The 19482-nt window shown below is 65.8% G+C and carries 17 protein-coding genes; 13 read left to right on the top strand and 4 right to left on the bottom strand.

Annotated features, from left to right (window positions below; all coding sequences use genetic code 11):
* Positions 1-78 precede the first annotated feature (78 nt).
* The 11 genes from AC0L21_RS17750 (at position 79) to AC0L21_RS17700 (ending at position 12472) form a co-directional block, all read left to right on the top strand.
* On the top strand, positions 79-1950 hold the full coding sequence (locus AC0L21_RS17750; protein WP_473263107.1) for a methylmalonyl-CoA mutase family protein: 1872 nt from the start codon (positions 79-81) through the stop codon (positions 1948-1950).
* Positions 1947-2411, top strand: coding sequence for a GFA family protein (locus tag AC0L21_RS17745; protein ID WP_473263106.1), 465 nt, complete (start codon positions 1947-1949; stop codon positions 2409-2411). The genes AC0L21_RS17750 and AC0L21_RS17745 overlap by 4 nt, the downstream gene beginning before the upstream one ends.
* Before the next feature lie 23 nt (positions 2412-2434).
* Positions 2435-4591, top strand: coding sequence for a methylmalonyl-CoA mutase (gene scpA, locus AC0L21_RS17740; RefSeq protein WP_473263105.1), 2157 nt, complete (start codon positions 2435-2437; stop codon positions 4589-4591).
* A gap of 53 nt (positions 4592-4644) precedes the next feature.
* Positions 4645-5415 (top strand): RsiV family protein, encoded by a 771-nt coding sequence (locus AC0L21_RS17735; protein WP_473263104.1) that lies wholly within the window; start codon positions 4645-4647, stop codon positions 5413-5415.
* 129 nt (positions 5416-5544) lie between these two features.
* A complete protein-coding gene (locus tag AC0L21_RS17730; RefSeq protein ID WP_473263103.1) occupies positions 5545-6537 on the top strand; it encodes a tripartite tricarboxylate transporter substrate binding protein in 993 nt (330 codons plus the stop codon).
* Positions 6538-6767: 230 nt separating this feature from the next.
* Positions 6768-7262 carry a tripartite tricarboxylate transporter TctB family protein gene (locus AC0L21_RS17725; protein WP_473263102.1) on the top strand — a complete coding sequence of 165 codons (495 nt, stop codon included), beginning with the start codon at positions 6768-6770 and terminating at the stop codon, positions 7260-7262.
* 4 nt (positions 7263-7266) lie between these two features.
* A complete protein-coding gene (locus AC0L21_RS17720) occupies positions 7267-8781 on the top strand; it encodes a tripartite tricarboxylate transporter permease (RefSeq protein ID WP_473263101.1) in 1515 nt (504 codons plus the stop codon).
* A 51-nt stretch (positions 8782-8832) separates the two neighbouring features.
* Complete coding sequence (meaB, locus tag AC0L21_RS17715) at positions 8833-9822, top strand: methylmalonyl Co-A mutase-associated GTPase MeaB (RefSeq protein ID WP_473263100.1); 990 nt, start codon at positions 8833-8835, stop codon at positions 9820-9822.
* Complete coding sequence (locus AC0L21_RS17710) at positions 9819-10472, top strand: pyroglutamyl-peptidase I (protein WP_473263099.1); 654 nt, start codon at positions 9819-9821, stop codon at positions 10470-10472. Before meaB ends, AC0L21_RS17710 begins: the two co-directional genes overlap by 4 nt.
* Before the next feature lie 103 nt (positions 10473-10575).
* Positions 10576-11946 carry a TIGR03808 family TAT-translocated repetitive protein gene (locus AC0L21_RS17705; RefSeq protein ID WP_473263098.1) on the top strand — a complete coding sequence of 457 codons (1371 nt, stop codon included), beginning with the start codon at positions 10576-10578 and terminating at the stop codon, positions 11944-11946.
* Positions 11947-12163: 217 nt separating this feature from the next.
* Entirely contained in the window at positions 12164-12472 is a 309-nt protein-coding gene (locus AC0L21_RS17700) for a GIY-YIG nuclease family protein (RefSeq protein WP_473263097.1), read from the top strand.
* Between the two features lie 124 nt (positions 12473-12596).
* On the opposite strand, the gene AC0L21_RS17695 is transcribed toward AC0L21_RS17700, so the two are convergent.
* From AC0L21_RS17695 to AC0L21_RS17680, 4 genes are all read right to left on the bottom strand, one after another.
* Positions 12597-13229 carry a TIGR03809 family protein gene (locus AC0L21_RS17695; protein ID WP_473263231.1) on the bottom strand — a complete coding sequence of 211 codons (633 nt, stop codon included), beginning with the start codon at positions 13227-13229 and terminating at the stop codon, positions 12597-12599.
* 509 nt (positions 13230-13738) lie between these two features.
* Positions 13739-15445, bottom strand: a complete 1707-nt coding sequence (locus AC0L21_RS17690; RefSeq protein ID WP_473263096.1) for a S8 family serine peptidase — start codon at positions 15443-15445, stop codon at positions 13739-13741.
* Between the two features lie 15 nt (positions 15446-15460).
* Positions 15461-16156 (bottom strand): hypothetical protein, encoded by a 696-nt coding sequence (locus AC0L21_RS17685; RefSeq protein ID WP_007593580.1) that lies wholly within the window; start codon positions 16154-16156, stop codon positions 15461-15463.
* Positions 16153-16722 carry a sigma-70 family RNA polymerase sigma factor gene (locus AC0L21_RS17680; protein WP_007593582.1) on the bottom strand — a complete coding sequence of 190 codons (570 nt, stop codon included), beginning with the start codon at positions 16720-16722 and terminating at the stop codon, positions 16153-16155. Before AC0L21_RS17680 ends, AC0L21_RS17685 begins: the two co-directional genes overlap by 4 nt.
* A 434-nt stretch (positions 16723-17156) precedes the next feature.
* Between AC0L21_RS17680 and AC0L21_RS17675 the strand changes: the two genes are divergently transcribed.
* Both AC0L21_RS17675 and AC0L21_RS17670 read left to right on the top strand, forming a co-directional pair.
* Complete coding sequence (locus tag AC0L21_RS17675) at positions 17157-18314, top strand: GGDEF domain-containing protein (protein ID WP_473263095.1); 1158 nt, start codon at positions 17157-17159, stop codon at positions 18312-18314.
* Positions 18315-18377: 63 nt separating this feature from the next.
* Positions 18378-19481, top strand: a complete 1104-nt coding sequence (locus AC0L21_RS17670) for a DUF2336 domain-containing protein (RefSeq protein ID WP_473263094.1) — start codon at positions 18378-18380, stop codon at positions 19479-19481.
* Position 19482 lies beyond the last annotated feature (1 nt).

Genomic DNA, 19482 nt, shown 5'->3' with positions numbered 1-19482 from the left:
AAAACAACCGTTTGCAGGGACGGCCGGCCGTGGCAATTTCGCCTGCGAACAACAAGATTTTCGGGAGCCCCTCGCCGCATGACCTCCGCGACTGACGACCTGCCGCTGGCGGCGGATTTTCCCAAGGCGACCGTCGACGACTGGCGCAAGCTGGTCGATGGCGTGCTGAAGGGCGCGCCGTTCGAGAAGCTGGTCGGCAAGACCTATGACGGCATCAGGATTGATCCGCTCTATCCGCGCGCCAAAGGCGTTGCGCCCGTGGTGGGGCGGCCGGCGGCGGCGCCCTGGCAGATCATGCAGCGGATCGACCAACCCGATGCAAGTGCGGCGAACGCGCAGGCACTGACCGATCTCGAAAATGGCGCGACGGGTCTGGCGCTGGTGTTCGCCGGCGGCAATGCCGCTCACGGTTTGGGGCTGGAACCGACCGCAGACGCAGTCGCAAAGATTTTGAAGGATATCCATCTCGATGCCGGCATCGGGCTGGAGCTCGAGATCGGTCCCCAATCGCGGATGGCGGCGATCCACGTCGCGGAATATGTGAAGAGCAACGGCATCGATCCCGCGGCCTGCGACATCCGCTTCGGGCTCGACCCGCTCGCGGCCGCCGCGGTGTGGGGCCATAGCCCCTATACCTGGGACGAGATCGTTCCGGCCATCACTGGCGGCATCAAGGGCCTCGCCGCGCTCGGCTTCAAGGGTCCCTTTGCCTCGGCCGACGGACGCGTGATCCACGATGCCGGTGGCTCGGAGGTGCAGGAGCTCGCCTTCGCGCTCGCCTGCGGCGTCGCCTATTTGCGCGCGATCGAGGGCGCGGGCGTTCCGCTGGAGCAGGCGCAGGGCATGGTCTATGCGCGGCTTGCCGCGGATGCAGATCAGTTCCTCACCATGGCAAAATTCCGCGCCTTGCGGCTGCTGTGGGCGCGTATCGAGACGGCGTGCGGGCTCACGCCAAGACCACTGTTCATCGCCGCCGATACCGCCTGGCGCATGCTGACGCAGCGCGATCCCTATGTGAACATGCTGCGCGCGACCATGGCGACGTTTGCGGCCGGACTTGCCGGCGCCAACGCGATCACCGTGCTGCCGCATACGCTGGCGCTCGGCCTGCCCGATCCGTTCGCGCGGCGCGTGGCGCGCAATACTCAAGCCGTGCTGCTGGAAGAGAGCAATCTCGCCAAGGTCAGCGATCCCGCGGCAGGCGCAGGCGGCATCGAGACGCTGACCGGCCAGCTCTGCGACGCGGCCTGGGCGCTCTTCCAGGAGAGCGAGAAAGCCGGCGGCGCCTTCGCTGCGCTTCAGCAGGGCCTGTTCCAGAGCAAGGTCGCGGCCGCGCGAAAAGCCCGCGACGCCAACATCGCAAAACGCCGCGACGTGCTGACCGGCGCCAGCGAATTTCCGAACCTGCACGAGAACGAGACGACGGTGCTGAAGGCGACCCCGATCGCGCTGGCGCCTTATGGCGAGCAAAAATACAAGTTCGACGCACTGCCGCCGATCCGGCTGGTGGAACCGTTCGAGGCGCTGCGCGACAAATCCGATGCGGCGTTGAAGGCACACGGCGCGCGGCCGAAAGTGTTTTTGGCCAATCTCGGCACGCCCGCCGATTTCACGGCGCGCGCGACCTTTGCCAAAAGCTTGTTCGAGACCGGTGGCATCCAGGCCGTCGATAGCGAGGGCTTCGCCGATCCGGCCCAGTTGGCTGCCGCCTTCAAGGCCTCCGGCGCCGGGCTCGCCTGCCTTTGTTCCAGCGACGAGGTCTATGCGGAACACGCCGAAGCCGCGGCGCGGGCCCTGCAAACCGCCGGGGCGCGACTTATCTATCTGGCAGGCCGCCCGACCGATGCCGAGGCGGCGCTGCGTGCAGCCGGCGTCACCGGCTTCGTCTTTGCCGGTGGCGACGCGCTTGCCACGCTGCAAGACACCTATCGACGGATGGAGCAGCCATGACGGAAGCAGGCAAACCCGTTCTCACCGGCGGCTGCCAATGCGGGGCAGTGCGCTTTGGAGTCATGACGGCGCCGAACAGGGTTTCGATCTGTCACTGCCGGATGTGCCAGAAGGCCAGCGGCGCGCCGTTCGCCTCTTTTGCCGACATCAACAAGACGGACTTTGCCTGGACCAAGGGGCAGCCGTCGTTCTTCCGCTCCTCCTCCATCGCCGAGCGCGGCTATTGCGCCGCCTGCGGCACGCCGTTGAGCTTCGGCCGCATCGACGGCGACCGGATCGAGATCATGACCGGCGCTTTCGACCGTCCCGACCACGTGGTGCCGACGCGGCAGTTCGGCACCGAGTCCCGCCTCGGCTGGGTGGTCGGGATCGCCAATCTACCAAGCCAGACCACGCAGCAGAATTACGGCCCGGAGAAGATGGCGACCATCGTCAGCCATCAGCATCCGGATCATGATTGAGCGCCTATGATATGGTTGAAACGATGAGCCGCATTCCTGATTTCGCAGACATCGCCTTCGAGCGCACCACGAGCGCCGCGCCATCAGGCGGCGCCGAGCCGTGGCTGACGCCCGAGGGTATTCTGGTGAAGCCCGCCTATGGTGAAGGCGACCTGGCCGGGCTCGACTTCCTTGAGACTTATCCGGGCATCGCGCCTTATCTGCGCGGCCCCTACCCGACCATGTATGTCAACCAGCCCTGGACTGTGCGGCAATATGCCGGCTTCTCCACGGCGGAGGACTCCAACGCGTTCTACCGCCGCAATCTCGCAGCCGGGCAGAAGGGCCTCTCGGTCGCGTTCGATCTCGCCACCCATCGCGGCTATGACAGCGACCATCCGCGCGTCGGCGGCGACGTCGGCATGGCCGGCGTTGCCATCGATTCCATCTACGACATGCGCACGCTGTTCGCGGGCATTCCGCTCGACCAGATGAGCGTGTCCATGACCATGAACGGCGCGGTGCTGCCGATCCTCGCGCTCTATGTCGCTGCGGCCGAGGAACAGGGCGTGCCGCCGGCGAAGCTCTCAGGGACCATTCAGAACGACATTCTGAAAGAGTTCATGGTGCGCAACACCTATATCTATCCGCCCGCGCCTTCGATGCGGATCATCTCGGACATCTTCGCCTATACCTCGCAGAAGATGCCGAAATACAATTCGATCTCGATCTCCGGCTATCACATGCAGGAGGCGGGGGCGACGCAGGACCTCGAGCTCGCCTATACGCTGGCCGACGGCGTCGAATATCTTCGTGCCGGCCTTGCGGCGGGCCTCGATGTCGACCGCTTCGCGCCGCGGCTGTCGTTCTTCTGGGCGACCGGGATGAACTTCTTCATGGAAGTGGCCAAGATGCGCGCCGCGCGGCTGCTCTGGGCGAAACTGCTCAAGCCGTTCAAGCCCAGGGATCCGCGCTCACTGTCACTGCGCACGCATTGCCAGACCTCCGGCTGGTCGCTGACCGCGCAGGACGTCTTCAACAACGTGATGCGCACGACTGTGGAAGCGATGGCGGCGACGCAGGGTCACACCCAGTCGCTGCACACCAACGCGCTCGACGAGGCGCTGGCGCTGCCGACCGATTTCTCCGCGCGCATTGCCCGCAACACGCAGCTCTTCCTGCAGCAGGAGAGCGGCACCACCCGCATCATCGACCCCTGGGGCGGCTCGTATTATGTCGAGCGTCTCACGCGCGACCTCGCCGCCAAAGCCTGGAGCCACATCCAGGAGGTCGAGGAGCTCGGCGGCATGGCCAAGGCGATCGAGGCTGGCGTACCAAAGCTGCGCATCGAGGAAGCCTCGGCCAAGACCCAGGCGCGCATCGATGCCGGCAAGCAGGCGGTGATCGGCGTCAACAAATACAAGCCGACGGACGAAGCTCCGATCGACATCCTCAAGGTCGACAATACCAATGTCCGCCGGCTTCAGATCGACAAGCTGACGCGGCTGAAATCCGAACGCAACCAGAAGGACGTCGAGGCCGCGCTCGCCGCGCTGACGCGCTCGGCCGGCGAAGGCAACGGCAATCTGCTGGCGCTCGCCATCGACGCTGCGCGCGCGAAGGCAACCGTCGGCGAGATCTCGGACGCGATGGAAAAGGTGTTCGGCCGGCACCGCGCCGAGATCAAATCCATCACCGGCGTCTACAAGCGGGAGGCGTCCAGCATGGGTAACCGGGTCGAGAAGGTTCAGGCGCTGATCGACGCCTTCGAGGAGGCGGAAGGCCGCCGTCCGCGCATCCTGGTCGCAAAAATCGGCCAGGACGGTCACGACCGCGGCCAGAAGGTGATCGCGTCCGCCTTCGCCGATATCGGCTTCGACGTCGATATCGGGCCGCTGTTCGCGACCGCCGACGAAGCCGCGCGCCAGGCGGTCGAGAACGATGTCCACATCCTCGGCGTCTCCTCGCTTGCCGCCGCCCACCTCACCGCCGTGCCGGAGCTGAAGGCCGCGCTGAAGAAGCAGGGCCGCGACGACATCATGATCATCGTCGGCGGCGTGGTGCCGCCACAGGATTACGACGCGCTCTACGCGGCCGGCGCCGAAGCCATCTTCCCGCCGGGCACGGTGATCGCGGACGCGGCCGAGGAGCTGATCCGCAAGCTGAACGCCCGGCTCGGGCATAGCGAGGCGGCGGAGTAGGTCGCCATCGACCTTCGAAAGGACAGTGCGTGATATTTTCCGCGCCAGCGTTCATGCGCGCGCTAGCTGTGGTCGCAGCCTGCAGCGCGTCGTTGGCTACCGCGCATGCCTCCGATCGCAAGCCCGACGCGGTCATCAAGACCAAGAGCATCGAAGCCCGCGTCTTCCTCGACGACAAGGTCAAGGTCGATGCGGCGCTGGCGGCCGACTGCCTGACTGAAGGCAGGAAATGGCTCGACAAGAACGCGGCTGAAGCCGCCGCCTCGCGCAAAGAGGATCCGCAATTCTTCAGGGATGGCGGCTGGGACTTTGAGCGCAAATATGCGATCCGCTCCGTCGTCGCCGACCGCTATGTCAGCATTCTCCGCAACGACTACATGGACACCCACGGCGCCCATCCCAACTCCGACGTGAACACGGTCCTGTGGGACAAGGCGGAGAACAAGCGCATCTCCATCCGCCCGTTCTTCACCGAGACCGCCGACAACGGCCCGGCCATGAAGGCAATGGTGAAGGCGGTGATCGCATCGTTGAAGATCGAGAAGAAGAAGCGCGATACGAGCGAGACCGCCACCGACGAATGGTTCAAGAGCGTGGAGCCGAACCTGCTCAAGATCGGCGCGGTGACGCTCGCGCCCTCAACCGACGCGGGCAAGAGTTCCGGGCTCACTTTCCACTACCCGCCCTACGCAGTCGGCCCCTACGCCGAGGGCGAATATGTCGCATTCGTGCCGTGGGAAACGCTGAAGCCCTATCTCACCGCGGAAGGCACCCGCATCTTCGGCGGCTCGCGGCCGAAGAGCGACGCGGACGAACCGCAGTGATCGTGTTGAGCGGCGACAGGTTGCTCGCAGAGCGCTGGTTGCGCTGCCTTGCAGCCGCGCTGCAAAGCCGACTAGAATGTCGCCATTGACAAGAGCGCCCGAAATCATGGGCGCCGCTGGGAGGCATTCATGTCCAAGATTACGCGCCGCAGCTTTGCGGCCTCTTCCGCTGCGGTTGCAGCGTCGGCCGCATTCGGCCTCACACCCGCACTTGCGCAAGCCTATCCGGCGCGGCCCGTCACCGTGATCGTGCCCTGGGGCGCGGGCGGCGGCACTGACGCGACTGCGCGCATTGTCGCAGCGCTTCTGGAGAAGGATCTCGGCCAGCCCTTCAACGTGGTCAATCGCACCGGCGGCTCCGGCGTCGTCGGCCATACCGCGATCGCGACCGCGCAGCCCGATGGCTACACTATCGGCATGCTCACCGTCGAAATCTCGATGATGCATTGGCAAGGGCTGACCGAGCTGGCGCCGAAGAGCTACACCCCGCTGGCACTGATGAACGAAGATCCCCCGGGCGTCCAGGTCTCCTCCTCCTCGCCCTACAAGACGGTGAAGGAACTCGCGGAAGCCATCAAGGCCGCCCCTCCCGGCAAGTTCAAGGCCTCTGGCACCGGCCAGGGCGGCATCTGGCACCTCGCGCTGGTCGGCTGGATGCAGGCGATGGGCCTGCCCGCCAACCAGGTCGCCTGGGTGCCGTCGAACGGCGCCGCACCCGCGATGCAGGACCTCGCCGCCGGCGGCCTCGACCTCACCACCTGCTCGGTGCCGGAAGCCCGCGCCATCATCGAGGCCGGCAAGGCCAGGAGCCTTGCCATCATGGCGCCTGCGCGCAATCCAATCTTCAAGGACGTGCCGACGCTGAAGGAGGCGATGGGCATCGACTACGCGACCGGCGCCTGGCGCGGCATCGGTGCGCCGAAGAACCTGCCGCCGGAGATCGCAACGAAGCTCACCGCGGCGCTGAAGAAGGTCTACGACTCCGCCGAGTTCAAGGACTTCATGGGTAATCGCGGCTTCGGCACCGTGTGGGGCGATGCCGGCCAGTTCGCAAGCTTCATGGACAAGGGGGACGCCCAGATGGGCGAAGCGATGAAGGCGGCGGGTTTGAGCAAGGCGTGATCTCCTGCGACTCTCACGCGAAGCGATAGTTGATTGAAGTGGCCGGTCCGCACGCTCAGTTCACCTCGCCCCGCTTGCGGGGAGAGGTCGGAATGCGCGCGAAGCGCGGATTCCGGGTGAGGGGGACTCTCCGCGAATCCAACATTAACCTCCCCCGCGGAGAGCCCCCCTCACCCCGACCCTCTCCCCGCGCGCGGGGAGAGGGAGAACACCTCTCATAGGATTCTCCCATGCGCCTTCCCGACTCAGTCACGGGATCGTTTCTCGTCGTGCTCGGCACAGCAGCCGCCTATGGCGGCTGGCTGCTGCCGCCGGTGCCGGGGCAGCCGGTCGGCCCCAACGTATTTCCGCTCGTGATCGGCATTGGGCTTGCGCTGTGCGGGCTCGCGATCGTGTTCGGGATCGGCCACACCTTCGAGGAGGCGGAGGAACTGATCCCGCTCGAGGATGGCCAGGCAGCGACTGCCCCGCCGCCGCAGGGAAGATTCTACAGCCTGCGCGCACTGCTGCCCCCGGCGCTGCTGCTGTTCTACGTGGTGGCGGCCGATCGGCTCGGCTTCATCATCACCGCGGCGATCATGGTCTACGTCACCTCGACAGCGTTGGGGGCGAAGTGGAAGCTGGCGCTGCCGCTCGCAGCGCTGGCGCCGTTCGCCATCCACCTGATCTTCGGCAAGCTGCTGCGCGTGCCGCTTCCCGCCGGCCTGCTGCCGACGCCCTGGTGATCCCATGCTGAAAACCCTGATTGAAGCGTTCGCACTGATCTCCACCTGGGAGGTCATCATCGCGATGTTCGCAGCCTCGGTGTACGGGCTCGTGATCGGCTCGCTGCCTGGCTTGTCGGCGACGATGGCAACCGCGCTGCTCGTCCCCGTCACCTTCTACCTCTCGCCGATCGCGGCGATTGCGACCATCGTGGCGGCCTCCTCGATGGCGATCTTCTCCGGCGACATCCCCGGTGCGCTGCTGCGCATCCCGGGCACGCCCGCCTCCGCCGCCTATGCGGACGAGGCTTACGCCATGACCCGGAAGGGACAGGCCGAGCTGGCGCTCGGGGCCGGCGTGTGGTTCTCGGCCGTCGGCGGCATCGCCGGCGTGCTGTCGCTGATGATCCTGGCGCCGCCGCTGGCCGAGATCGCGCTGTCGTTCTCGACCTTCGAGTATTTCTGGCTGGCGCTGCTCGGCCTGATGTGCGCGACGCTGGTGGCGCGCTCCTCGCCCGTGAAGGCGATCGCCGGCATGTTCCTCGGCCTGTTGGTCTCCTGCATCGGCATCGAAAATCCCGGCGGCGTGCCGCGCTTCACCTTCGGCCTCACCGATCTGTTCGGCGGCATCGAGCCGATCCCCGCGCTGGTCGGCGTGTTCGCGGTCGCCCAGGTGATGCGCGCGATGCTGACGCCCGAGCCACCGCCGCTGCCGCGGCGCAAATTCGGAAGCATCATGGCCGGCCAGTGGAGGCTGACCAAGAAATACCATTGGCAGATGACGCGCGGAAACATCGTCGGCATCATCATCGGCGTGCTGCCCGGGGCCGGCGCCGACATGGCCGCCTGGGTGTCCTACGCGATGTCGAAGCGCTTCTCCAAGGAACCGGAAAAATTCGGCACCGGCCATGTCGAGGGCCTGGTCGAGGCCGGCGCCAGCAACAACGCCAGCATCGCATCGGGCTGGGTGCCATCATTGTTGTTCGGCATCCCCGGCGACACCATCGCCGCGATCGCGATCGGCGTGCTCTACATGAAGGGGCTCAACCCCGGGCCGACGCTGTTCACCGAGAAGGCGTCGAGCATGTACGCGATCTATCTGATGTTCATCATCGCGAACATTTTGATGATCCCGCTCGGTATCGCCATGATCCGGGTTGCCGCCTACATCCTGCTGGCACCGCGCTCCGCCATCATGCCGATCATCATGCTCTGCTGCGCGGTCGGCTCGTTCGCGATCGGCAACAACATGTTCGGCGTCGTCACCGTCGCCGCCTTCGGCGTGATCGGCTATGTCATGGAGGCGAACGGCTATCCCGTCGCGGCGATGGTGCTCGGCATCGTCATGGGCACCATGGTCGAGCAGGCTTTCGTCACCTCGCTGATCAAGTCGGACGGCAGCATTTTGCCGTTTTTCGAGCGCCCCGTGGCCGCGATCCTCGCCGCCATGGCGATCGGGGCGCTGCTGTGGCCGGTGATGGTCTGGGCATGGCGGAAGGTGAAGCCGGTGCGGACGGGGGTGGCGGCGACATCCCGGTGATATCGAGCGGGCGGCCCTCGCCTGCCCCGCGCGGGCGTTGTAAAGCAGGGCATGGTTGAGAAAAAGCCTTCACTGGACATCAAATCCCTCGCCCATGACCTTCGCGCCGGCAGCCGCGCGGCGCTGGCGCGGGCCATCACGCTGGTCGAGAGCCGGCGCAGCGACCATCAGGCGCTGGCGCGCGAGCTGGTGCAGACGCTCTTGCCTGACGCCGGCAGAGCGGTCCGCGTCGGCATCACCGGCTCGCCCGGCGTCGGCAAATCCACCACCATCGACGCGCTCGGCACCCATCTCATCGAGCAAGGCCACAAGGTCGCGGTGCTCGCGGTCGATCCGTCCTCGGCGCGTAGCGGCGGTTCGATCCTGGGCGACAAGACGCGGATGGCCCGGCTCTCGGCCTCCGACGACGCCTTCATCCGCCCCTCGCCGTCCTCGGGCACGCTCGGCGGCGTCGCGGCCAAGACACGCGAGGCGATGCTGCTCTGCGAAGCCGCCGGCTTCGACGTCGTGCTGGTCGAGACCGTCGGCATCGGCCAGTCCGAAACCGCGGTCTGCGATATGACCGATTTCTTCCTGGCCCTGATGCTGCCGGGCGGCGGCGACGAATTGCAGGGCATCAAGAAGGGCCTGGTCGAGCTCGCCGACATGATCGCGATCAACAAGGCCGACGGCGACAATCTCAAGCGCGCCAACATCACCGCCGCCGACTATCGCGGCGCGCTGCATATCCTGACGCCACGCTCCGAGCACTGGCATCCGCCGGTCGAGACCTATTCGGCGCTGACCGGCGACGGCATCGCGAAGATCTGGCAGAAGGTCCTCGATCACCGCAAGGCGATGAATGCATCCGGCGACTTCGCCGCACGGCGGCGCGAGCAGCAGGTGAAATGGATGTGGTCGATGCTGGAGCAACGCATGCTGGCGCGGTTGCGCAGCGAGGCGTCGGTGCGGACCAAGGTCCGGAAGATCGAGACTGAGGTGGCCGACGGCCATCTCACACCGGCGCTCGCCGCCGAAAAGATCCTGGAGTTGCTGCAATGAGCGACAAGCTCCGCATTCTGCTCACCGGCTTCGGCCCGTTTCCCGGCGCGCCCTACAATCCGACCCAGCCGTTGGTCGCTCGGCTGGCGCAATTGCGCCGTCCCGCACTCGACGATGCCGCAATCTCCAGCCACATCTTCCCGGTCACCTATGCCGCGGTCGACCGGCAATTGCCGGAGGTGCTTGCGAGAGAGAAGCCCGATGCGCTGCTGATGTTCGGCCTCGCCGCACGCACGCCCTATCTGCGCATCGAGAGCCGCGCGCGCAACGCCGTCACCATGCTGTGGCCCGATGCCGCCAACACCCGCTCGAGCAAGCGCGGCATCGCCGGCGATGCGGACGCGATGATTTTCGGCCCGCACACCGCAAGGCTGCTGCGCGCCGCCCGCCTCACCGGCATCGACGCGCGCCCCTCGCGCGATGCCGGCGCCTATCTCTGCAATTACCTGAGCTGGCGCGCGATCGAAAACGTCAGGGGCGGCGGGCCAAAGCTCGCCGCGTTCATCCATATTCCCCTGCTTGCGCGCAGCGGCGCCGTGCGCCGCAAGGGCGCGCCGCGGATCACGCTGGAGGAACTGGTGGACGCCGGGGAAGCGATGCTGATGGAGATGGTGCAGTTGGCACGGAAGGCGCGGAACACGACTGCGTAAACATTTAACCCTACCGCGAACTATCCTCACGGCCCCAGCCGCGCGGTCCCGTTTTTGCGCTACCTAACCGCTGCGGACCCCCGCGTCCGCCGGAGGACGCGTCATGGACCTCAATCGCCGCCATCTCATCGGAGCTTCGACCGCAGGCATCGCCGGCGCGCTCGCGATACCGGCCGACGCCGCGCGTGCGGCGCCGCTGACGTCGCTGCTCGGCCGCGATGCCACGCAATATGGCGTGCGACCCGGCAGTGGCGAGGATCAGACCCGCCCGCTCCAGCGTGCGATCGACGAGGCCGCGCGAGCCCAGATGCCGCTGGCGCTGCCACCCGGCATCTACCGCACGGGACTGCTGCGCTTGCCAAATGGCGCGCAACTGATCGGCGTGCGCGGCGCGACAAAATTCGTCTTCACCGGCGGAGCCTCGGCGATCCAGAGCGACGGCTCCGATGCAATCGGCCTTTCCGGCATCACCTTCGACGGCAGCGGCATTCCGCTGCCAGCACGACGCGGGCTGATCCACGTGCTGGGCGGGCGCGACGTCCGCATCACCGATTGCGCGATCACGAGGTCCGGCGGCAGCGGCATCTGGCTCGAGCAGGTCTCCGGCGACATCTCGGGCAACATCTTTACCAACATCGCGGTGACGGCAGTGGTCTCGTTCGACGCCAGGGGTCTCAGCGTCTCCCGCAACACCATCACCGGCACCAATGACAACGGCATCGAGATCCTGCGCACCGCCACCGGCGATGACGGCACGCTGGTCACTGATAACCGCATCGAGGACATCAAGGCCGGCCCCGGCGGCTCCGGCCAGTACGGCAACGCGATCAACGCGTTCCGCGCCGGCAACGTCATCGTGCGCGGCAATCGCATCAAGAACTGCGATTACTCCGCCGTGCGCGGCAACTCGGCCTCGAACATCCACATCACCGGCAACAGCGTCAGCGACGTGCGCGAGGTCGCGCTGTATTCGGAGTTCGCGTTCGAGGCCGCGGTGATTGCCAATAACATTGTGGACGGCGCCGCCGTCGGCGTCTCCGTCTGCAATTTCAACGAAGGCGGCCGCATCGCCGTGGTCCAGGGCAACATCATCCGCAATCTGATCCCGAAGCGGCCGATCGGCACCGCGCCGGATGACGATGCCGGCATCGGCATCTACATCGAGGCGGATTCATCGGTCACGGGCAACGTGATCGAGAACGCGCCGTCCTACGGCATCGTCGCCGGCTGGGGCAAATATCTCCGCGACGTCGCCATCACGGGCAACGTGATCCGCAAGGCACTGGCCGGCGTCGGCGTGTCCGTCGTGCCCGGCGCCGGCACCGCGCTCGTCAACAACAACATGATCTCGGAAACCCCGCGCGGCGCCGTGGTCGGGCTCGATCACGCGCGCGCCGTGACCTCCGACCTGTCGGTGGACGGCGCGCAGCGGTTCGCGCAGTTGGTCGTCGGCGGGAATGCGGTGCGGCGGTAAGCGCGCTATCGGCGGACGGGCCGTGCATCCTTCGAGGCTCTCCCCGGGACGCGTTGCGTCCCAGGCTTCGCGCCTCAAACGGGGCGCTGGGTTCGCATCGAAATCAACACTCAAAAGTTGTTTGATGCAATGTTGACAACAAACACGGTGCCGTCATTCCTGAGGTGTGAGCCGTGCGGTGCGAAGCGCCGCGCGGGGAGCCTCGAAGGATGATGTTGTGGGCATCTATGTCTACATGTTGCGTTGGGCTGATGGTTCTTTCTACATCGGAAGCGCCACCGGCGACGACGTGTCGAGGCGTGTCGACGGGCACAATGCCGGCGCCTATCAGGGGTACACCTACTCGAGGCGCCCCGTCGTCCTGGTGTGGTCCGAGTCTTTTGATCGGATGACTGACGGCATTGCCGCCGAGCGGCAACTCAAGGGATGGAGCCGCGCCAAGAAGGAAGCGCTCATCAAGTCGGATTGGGATTCGGTGAGTCAGCTTGCACGGCGCCGCGCGGGAGAGCCCCGGTCGAAGAAATAAGCCGCGGTGGGGCTGGCACACGGGCCGCTCATCCTTCGAGGCTCGCCAATCGGCGCATTGCGCCGCTTACCTCGCAGCTCAGGATGACGGGTTGGAGGGCGCTGCGTCCGTCTCAAGCATTCCTTTAGAACGCGTTCCGCAGCAGCGGGTACTTCGCTTCGAGGCCGTCGAGGTTGAAGGTGAACTCAACCAGGCGCTCGGGGGCTGCGACAATTTCGGCTGCCGGCGGAGAGAACTGCGGCAGAAGCGCCGCCATCGCCGCCAGCGCCTTGGGCGCTGCCGGCACCTTGGGCCCCGTCATCGTGACGGGCGCGGTGGGCGGCGCCATGGCAGCCGGCACGTTGAGCGGTGCGATCGGGGCAGGCGCAGCGACCGGCGCGGTCGAGGCTTCGGAGATTTCGGCGAGAACGCCCGGCTTGGAATCGAGCCTGACCGGCACGGCGGTCTCCGGGGCGATGTGCACGGCCTTCGGCTGCACGGTCTGCGCCTGCTGCTCGCGCGGAAACATGCGGGGCATCGTCGCCGGCGACCAGCCGAATGCGGGCGACACGCTCGCGGCCGCCGTAGCGACATCGGCGCCGGTGGCAAGCGCGCGCCAGGTCTGGACGGCGAGCTTCGCTTCCTGGATGTTTTCGAGAAATGCGATCTCGGAATGATAGCGGCGCCAGCGCCCGGTCTCGAACATCTCGGAGAGATGCACCAGCCGCTGCTCCGCGAGAGCGCACCAGCGTGCCGCAATGTCGCGGCCAATAGCCACGTCGCGAATAGCCTCTTGGCGATGTGTCATAAATCAGCCCGTCAGGAGAAAATACGGACGCGACGCAACGCACACGAATCAATTTAGACGCGACGTGAATATTTTGTGGAAAAGTTTTGACTTGTCCAGCAACGACGAGGTTTTCGTCGCCAAACTCCGTAGTCGTGCGGAGATTCAAGCGGTTTCGGAGTCAAGCTTCGCACAAGCATAGCGCGCTTGCGACGTGCGGCAGAGCGGTGGGGGATGAGCGAGCCACGATCTCTCGACCGGGAGCTGATCTCGCGCAGGGCTTCCAGGAATGGCACGTCCAAAAAGAAAAGACCCGTCCGGGGGGACAACCGGACGGGTCGAGCCATATGGGCGCTTGGGGTGGATGGGCGCTCGCGCCTGATATGACTTATGGGGAGGGATAACCGCTCCCACATAATTTGGTCGTGGCAGCGGGTCGAACGTTCAATGCAGCGTTTGATTTTTCGACCTTCGCGCCGCGCGCAAAATTGTCGCAGCCGCTATCGCGTCGCCGGCCTATCCGCTTGAGAAACCGTGGCTTTATCCTCGGTGCTCGACAACGAGGGTTGCTCTAATGCGCGGATGCCGGGCTCGTCGCGACGCTTCTCGATATCTTCACGTTTTGTTGTACCGGACGCGGCCGCGACTGGCGTCGCGCCGGCGGCGGGAACGGCCATGACCGCGGCAAACGCGTCGGCCTCGCCATCGCCGAACAGATCATCTCGCCCGGGTGAACCGAGGTCGCGCGCCGTCTTCGCCAGCGTCGTGCGCAGCGCTTCCGGCTTCAAGGCGTAGTTGCGCTCGAGCAGCAGCGCCGCGACGCCGGAGACATAGGCGGCCGAGAACGAGGTGCCCGACGTCATCTGGTATTTGCCGTCAGGCGCCGGCAGGAAGATATCGACGCCGGGGGCCGCGACGGCGATGTAGTTGCCACGATTGGAGGCGGTGAATAGCCTGTCCTGCTGGTCGGTCGCGCTGACCGCAATCACGTTGGGATTGGCGGCCGGATAGAGCGGCGGCGATTTCGCTCCGGCATTGCCGGCGGCTGCGACCAGCACCAGGCCACGCGCGGCGGTCGCCGCGATGGCCCGCTCGATCACCGCGTCTTTGGGACCGGCAAAGCTCATGTTGACGATCTGCGCGCCGTGCTCGGCGGCATAGTTCAGCGAGCGCAGGATGATGTAGGACGAGCTCTCGGCCCCGCCGGTGGTGCCGCCGAAGGCGCGGATGGCGATGATGCGCGCTTCGGGGGCGCTGCCCATCAGCTTGGCATGCGACACGATGGCGCCGGCAATGCCGGTGCCATGAATGTGCGGGCCTTCGGCGCTGCCGAGCGCATCGAAATTGTCGGCAATGGAATTGGCAAGTTCGGGATGTCGGACGTCGATGCCGGAGTCGATCACGGCGACCGTCACATTGGCGCCATGCGCCAGCGTATGTGCCTGTGGCAGGCGGAGTTTGGCCAGCGCATATTGCGCGGGATCTCCCTCGGTCGGCACCGACGATTTCTGGTCCTGCAGCAGGTAGCGGAAGTTCGGCTGGACCGAGCGCACGCTGCCGTCGGCCGCGAATTCGCGCCGCACCGTCGCGGAGGGCCGGCCGTCGGTGATGCGGAACAGTCCGAACGTTGCCCCGATCAGCGGAAAATTCTCGGAGGACACGCGAGTCAGGCCATGGCGGCGCGCAAGCTCGTCGGCCTGGGTCGACGACAGCCCACCATCGATCTCGGCGACGAATTCGTCGGTGAAGGTGCGCAAATCCGCGGCGACGGGCGTGTTGTTGCCGCGCCCCTTTCCGGCGGTCTTCTTGCCCGATTTGCCCGAGCCATCGCCGCCTGCGTTCTGCTGCGCCAGGCATTCACCGCCGGCGTCGCGATCGGGCGCGGTACAGGCGGGATAGAGGTTCGGGGAGTAGCGCGCGTAAGGCAGCACCGGCGTCGGCCCCATCCGCGCCGAAATCCTCGTCGTCACGACCGGGCCGGGGCCGCGGCCGACGACCACCGCTCTGGCGGCAACACCCGGACTGACGCGTGCGGCGATGCCGGGAGAAATGGTCGGCATTCGGGAGGGGACGCTGATCGTCGGCGTGCGCATGATCGCCTGCGCCTGCGCAACCTCGACGCCCAGACAGGCGGCGAGCAAAAGCGCGGCTGCGACCGACGAAGCGCAGACCCCGGCTCTTACTCCACTTTCGGACTTGCGCGTCATCAGCTTGGAAGCGCCTTACGGCGCCGCGACGGCGAGGTTGACGAACTTCTCGCGCTGCATCTTGCCGAGCAGCGAGGCGAGTTCGTCCTGGCTCATCGCCTTGTCGAACTGGAGGCGGAACATGCCGCCCTTGGCATCACCGATGATCGAAGCCTGGTAGCCGTCGAGCAATGCGGTGATGTCGGCGACGCGCGCCTCGGGCGTGAAGCGCACCAGCGCGCGCGCTGGCGGGACGGTCGTGCCGAGGTCGCGTGTGAGCGGAGCGCTAGTCGAGAGCGAAGCAGTCTGGAAGGTCGCAGTCTGGGTCTTCGTCAACACGGCGCCGATGATTCCGGCTTGCAGCACGAGGGCCATGGCGCCAAGGCTCGCCGACCAGGCCAGCGTGCGCGGCGACAGGCTCGCAAAGAAGGTGGCGATGCGCGCCGACAGCGGCAGCGAACCGGCCGCCCGCGCCGGCTCGGCGTCGATCGCGGCGAACAGCTTTTGCATCGCGCGCGCCGACGGAGCACCCAGGCTCTCGTTCAGATGGATGGTCTCTTCATACTCGCCGCGGATCGCGGCGTATTGCTTCGCGAGCTCGGGATCGCGCGCCAGCGCCTCGTCGACGCGGCGCGCATCGCGCGGGTTCAACGTGCCGGCGGCGTGCCACGGCAGCAGCAGTTCAATTTCACCGGGCTCTTGCTCCAGCATTTTCTTGCTCAAAGCCATCATGGCCAGCCTCGCTCAATGCCGGCTGCCTTCAGCAGTTCGGCCAATTTCTTGCGCGCATAGAACAAGCGCGTCTTCACAGTGTTCTCCGGGATGCCAACGATTTCGGCCACCTCTTCCACGGACTTCTCGTGGTAGTAGACGAGATCGACGATCTCCCGATGGTCCGGCGAGAGGCCCGTCAGGCACTCCCGCAACGCTTCACTGGTATCCTTCTTCTGCACCGCCGTTTCCGGATTGTCGGACGTATCCTCGATCGCGTTCGCGGCGTCGTCGTCCAACTCAAAATCCTTCCTGCGCCGAAGCGCAGACAGGGCCTTGAATCGGGTAATGGCCAGCAGCCAGGTGGAAACGGCGGATCGGCCCTCGAACTTGCCGGCTTGACGCCAGACGTCGAGAAATACCTCGCTGATGAGGTCTTCCGCCGCCTGCTCGTCCCGCACGAGCCGGAGGCCGAACCGATACACCCTGACATGGTGCCGCCCGTACAGCACCTGCATGGCGAGCCGGTCGCCTTGAGCGATCCTGGCGATCAGGATCTCGTCCGAAGCCGCTTGTGTCACGCTCAAAGGCCGTCTCGCAAGGTTGGTCGGGTCGATGCGGCAGACGGTTCGACGGGAGGGGTAAAATTGTTGAACCTACCGCAGTCATACGGGAGGCTGTGTGATCTACCCCACATACGCGAAATTTCCTTTTGCCACCCGCGGCTGGGCGCTTCGCTCAAGAACGGTAACATAGTAATGAAGTACTTTCCTGAGCAATGCCATCCCAGCGTAGACGGCCCGACCTGCATGGAACCTTAGCAGCCTAGCACGACATATGTCTTCCGAAGCCCTGCTTTGGCTCGACCGCCTCGCACACGATGCCTAATCGACGGCAAATTCCTGGAGCGGTCGACGTCCCGCGCTGCCGCGCTGTACAGCGTGGATTCGGTTTCGAAGGATACCAAACCTAAAGGCTTGCGACGTAGATTTTTGGACTGACATCCACCATTGGCGGGACCATGAGCACGGCTGCGACGTCCCTTCCCGAGAGGAATGCCGCTGAGGCCGCGGATCTCGCCCTGACGACCGAGGCAGCGGCACCCGAAGTCCTCGCGCGCCGGATCCGGCAGCGGCGCCAGATGTATGTCGGCCAGGTGGCGAGCTATTCGCTCGGCGCCTCCGTCCTGCTGCTCTACGCCTTTGACGGCGTGATCTCCATGGGCGTTCCGTCACTGTTCTGGCTCAGCGGCCTTCTGATCATCGGGACCTTCACCGTGCTGTCGGAAGCGGGCTTCGCCGACCGGTTCGAGGATCATTACCTCACCGTCTTTCAGATCTCGGCGCATATGACGCTGCAGCTGCTGTTCCTGCTCGCGGTGCCGACAGTCGGAGTCGCGTTCATTGCCGTGCTGTTTCTGATCTTCGCCTTCGGCACGCTTCGTATGACCTCTAGTCAGGCGATGCTCACCTGGGGTCTCGCCACGTGCGGGCTCGCCTTGGTCTTCCTCGCCTCGGACTTGCCAATCGGACTGCCGGTGACGACCCAGCTGCAACGGGCCGCCTCGATGCTGTGCTTCGTGCTGGTGATCGGACAGTGCGCCTTCCTCGGCCTGTTCGGCGCCACGCTGCGCAAGATCCTGTACCGGCGCAGCATCGAGCTGAAGGCCGCCTATCAGCGCATCGAGGAGTTGGCTGAGCTCGACGAGCTCACCGGCTCCTACAACCGCGGCTGCATCATGCGGCTTCTCGATGCCGAGATCGAAAAATCGCGGCAGACGTCGAAGCCTTGCGCGATCGCACTGATCGACCTCGACTGGTTCAAGCGCATCAACGACGCCCACGGCCATCCCGTCGGCGACGAGGTGCTGCGCACCTTCGCGATCACCATTTTCGCCAATATCCGCCCGGCCGACTGCTTCGGCCGCTACGGCGGCGAGGAATTCTTGCTGCTGCTGCCGGGAACCGACCGCGAGGCGGCGTCGCGCATGCTCGATCGGCTGCGCGGCATCGTCGCCGACCTGGACTGGAGCGCATTCTCCCCGGGCATGCGCGTGACCATTTCCGCGGGCGTCGTGACGCTGCGCGACAACGATACTGCCGACACGTTTCTCGTGCGCGCCGACAGCGCGCTCTATTCCGCCAAGGCACAAGGGCGCAACCGCATTGCAACGAGCTGACCAATCCATTTTCTCCCGGCGCGACAGAAGCCGCTGCCGGGCCGAACGCTCCAGGACAGGGCAATGAGATCCAAATCCGCAAAATCATCCGAGAGTCTGCTCGAGGAATTGCAAACCGCGCTCTCGCACGGCACCGTTGCGCACCGGGTCGAGACGCTGCGCCGCGTCACCGATCTCTTCGTGGGCAACGCCTTGGACTATTCCGACGACCACGTTCGTGTGTTCGACGACGTGTTCCAATGCCTGATCGAGCAGATCGAGACGTCCGCCAGGGTGCTGCTCGCCGCCCGCCTCGCACCGATCGCGGCTGCGCCGCCGAAGATCATCCGCACGCTCGCGCTCGACGAGGTGATCGAGGTTTCCGGCCCGGTGCTGTCGAAATCCGAACGGCTGGACGAGGCGACGCTGATCGAGATCGCGCGTACCAGGGGCCAGGCCCATCTCAAGGCGATCTCGCTGCGGCGGGTGCTGTCGGAAGCGCTGAGCGACGTGCTGGTGACCCGCGGCGACGAGGGCGTGGTGCAATCGACCGTCAGCAATCCGGGCGCGCAACTGTCGGAGGGAACTCTCGCCGAGCTCGTGACCCGCGCCGAACGTGACGACGACCTCGCCAGCTGCATCGGCCTGCGGCCCGACCTGCCCCGCCATCATTATTTGAAGCTGGTCGCGAAGGCCTCCCTGACCGTGCGCAGGAAGCTGGAGGCCGCCCATCCGGAGCTCGCAGACGACGTGTCCAGCGTAGTCCAGGAAGCGGCTCAGCGGATCCGCGCCGCCACCATGACCCGGCAGACCGAGATGGCGCGGGCGCTGGTGAAGTCGCTGCACGAGGACGGCCGCCTCACCGAGCTCCAGGTCGCCACTTTCGCAGAGCAGGGCAAGTTCGACGAAACCAATGCAGGGCTCGCGGCGCTTGCGGGCGTCGCAGTCGAGACCGCCGAGACCATGATGATCGAAAGCCGGATCGAGGGCGTGATGATCCTCGCCAAGGTCGCGGCCATGCAATGGTCGAGCGTCCGCGCCATCATCGCCCTGCGCGAGAAGCTCTCAGGCGGCTCGCAGACCGACATGCTGACGCTGCGCGACGCTTACGAGGCCCTGCGCAGCTCGACGGCGCAGCAGGTGCTGCGCTTCCATCGCATGCAGCAGGGCGCGACGCCGGCGACGTGAA

Source organism: Bradyrhizobium sp. WSM4873 (genome assembly GCF_055811355.1).
This window is presented reverse-complemented; position numbering and strand designations above follow the sequence as displayed.

Bases quoted from the DNA above. Each gene is read 5' to 3' on its own strand.
- AC0L21_RS17745 (WP_473263106.1), top strand. From the start codon at position 1,947: ATGACGGAAGCAGGCAAACCCGTTCTCACCGGCGGCTGCCAATGCGGG.
- AC0L21_RS17720 (WP_473263101.1), top strand. From the start codon at position 7,267: ATGCTGAAAACCCTGATTGAAGCGTTCGCACTGATCTCCACCTGGGAG.
- meaB (WP_473263100.1), top strand. From the start codon at position 8,833: ATGGTTGAGAAAAAGCCTTCACTGGACATCAAATCCCTCGCCCATGAC.
- AC0L21_RS17750 (WP_473263107.1), top strand. From the start codon at position 79: ATGACCTCCGCGACTGACGACCTGCCGCTGGCGGCGGATTTTCCCAAG.
- AC0L21_RS17670 (WP_473263094.1), top strand. From the start codon at position 18,378: ATGAGATCCAAATCCGCAAAATCATCCGAGAGTCTGCTCGAGGAATTG.
- AC0L21_RS17710 (WP_473263099.1), top strand. From the start codon at position 9,819: ATGAGCGACAAGCTCCGCATTCTGCTCACCGGCTTCGGCCCGTTTCCC.
- AC0L21_RS17705 (WP_473263098.1), top strand. From the start codon at position 10,576: ATGGACCTCAATCGCCGCCATCTCATCGGAGCTTCGACCGCAGGCATC.
- AC0L21_RS17675 (WP_473263095.1), top strand. From the start codon at position 17,157: ATGAGCACGGCTGCGACGTCCCTTCCCGAGAGGAATGCCGCTGAGGCC.
- AC0L21_RS17685 (WP_007593580.1), bottom strand. From the start codon at position 16,156: ATGATGGCTTTGAGCAAGAAAATGCTGGAGCAAGAGCCCGGTGAAATT.
- AC0L21_RS17725 (WP_473263102.1), top strand. From the start codon at position 6,768: ATGCGCCTTCCCGACTCAGTCACGGGATCGTTTCTCGTCGTGCTCGGC.
- scpA (WP_473263105.1), top strand. From the start codon at position 2,435: ATGAGCCGCATTCCTGATTTCGCAGACATCGCCTTCGAGCGCACCACG.
- AC0L21_RS17735 (WP_473263104.1), top strand. From the start codon at position 4,645: ATGCGCGCGCTAGCTGTGGTCGCAGCCTGCAGCGCGTCGTTGGCTACC.
- AC0L21_RS17690 (WP_473263096.1), bottom strand. From the start codon at position 15,445: ATGACGCGCAAGTCCGAAAGTGGAGTAAGAGCCGGGGTCTGCGCTTCG.
- AC0L21_RS17730 (WP_473263103.1), top strand. From the start codon at position 5,545: ATGTCCAAGATTACGCGCCGCAGCTTTGCGGCCTCTTCCGCTGCGGTT.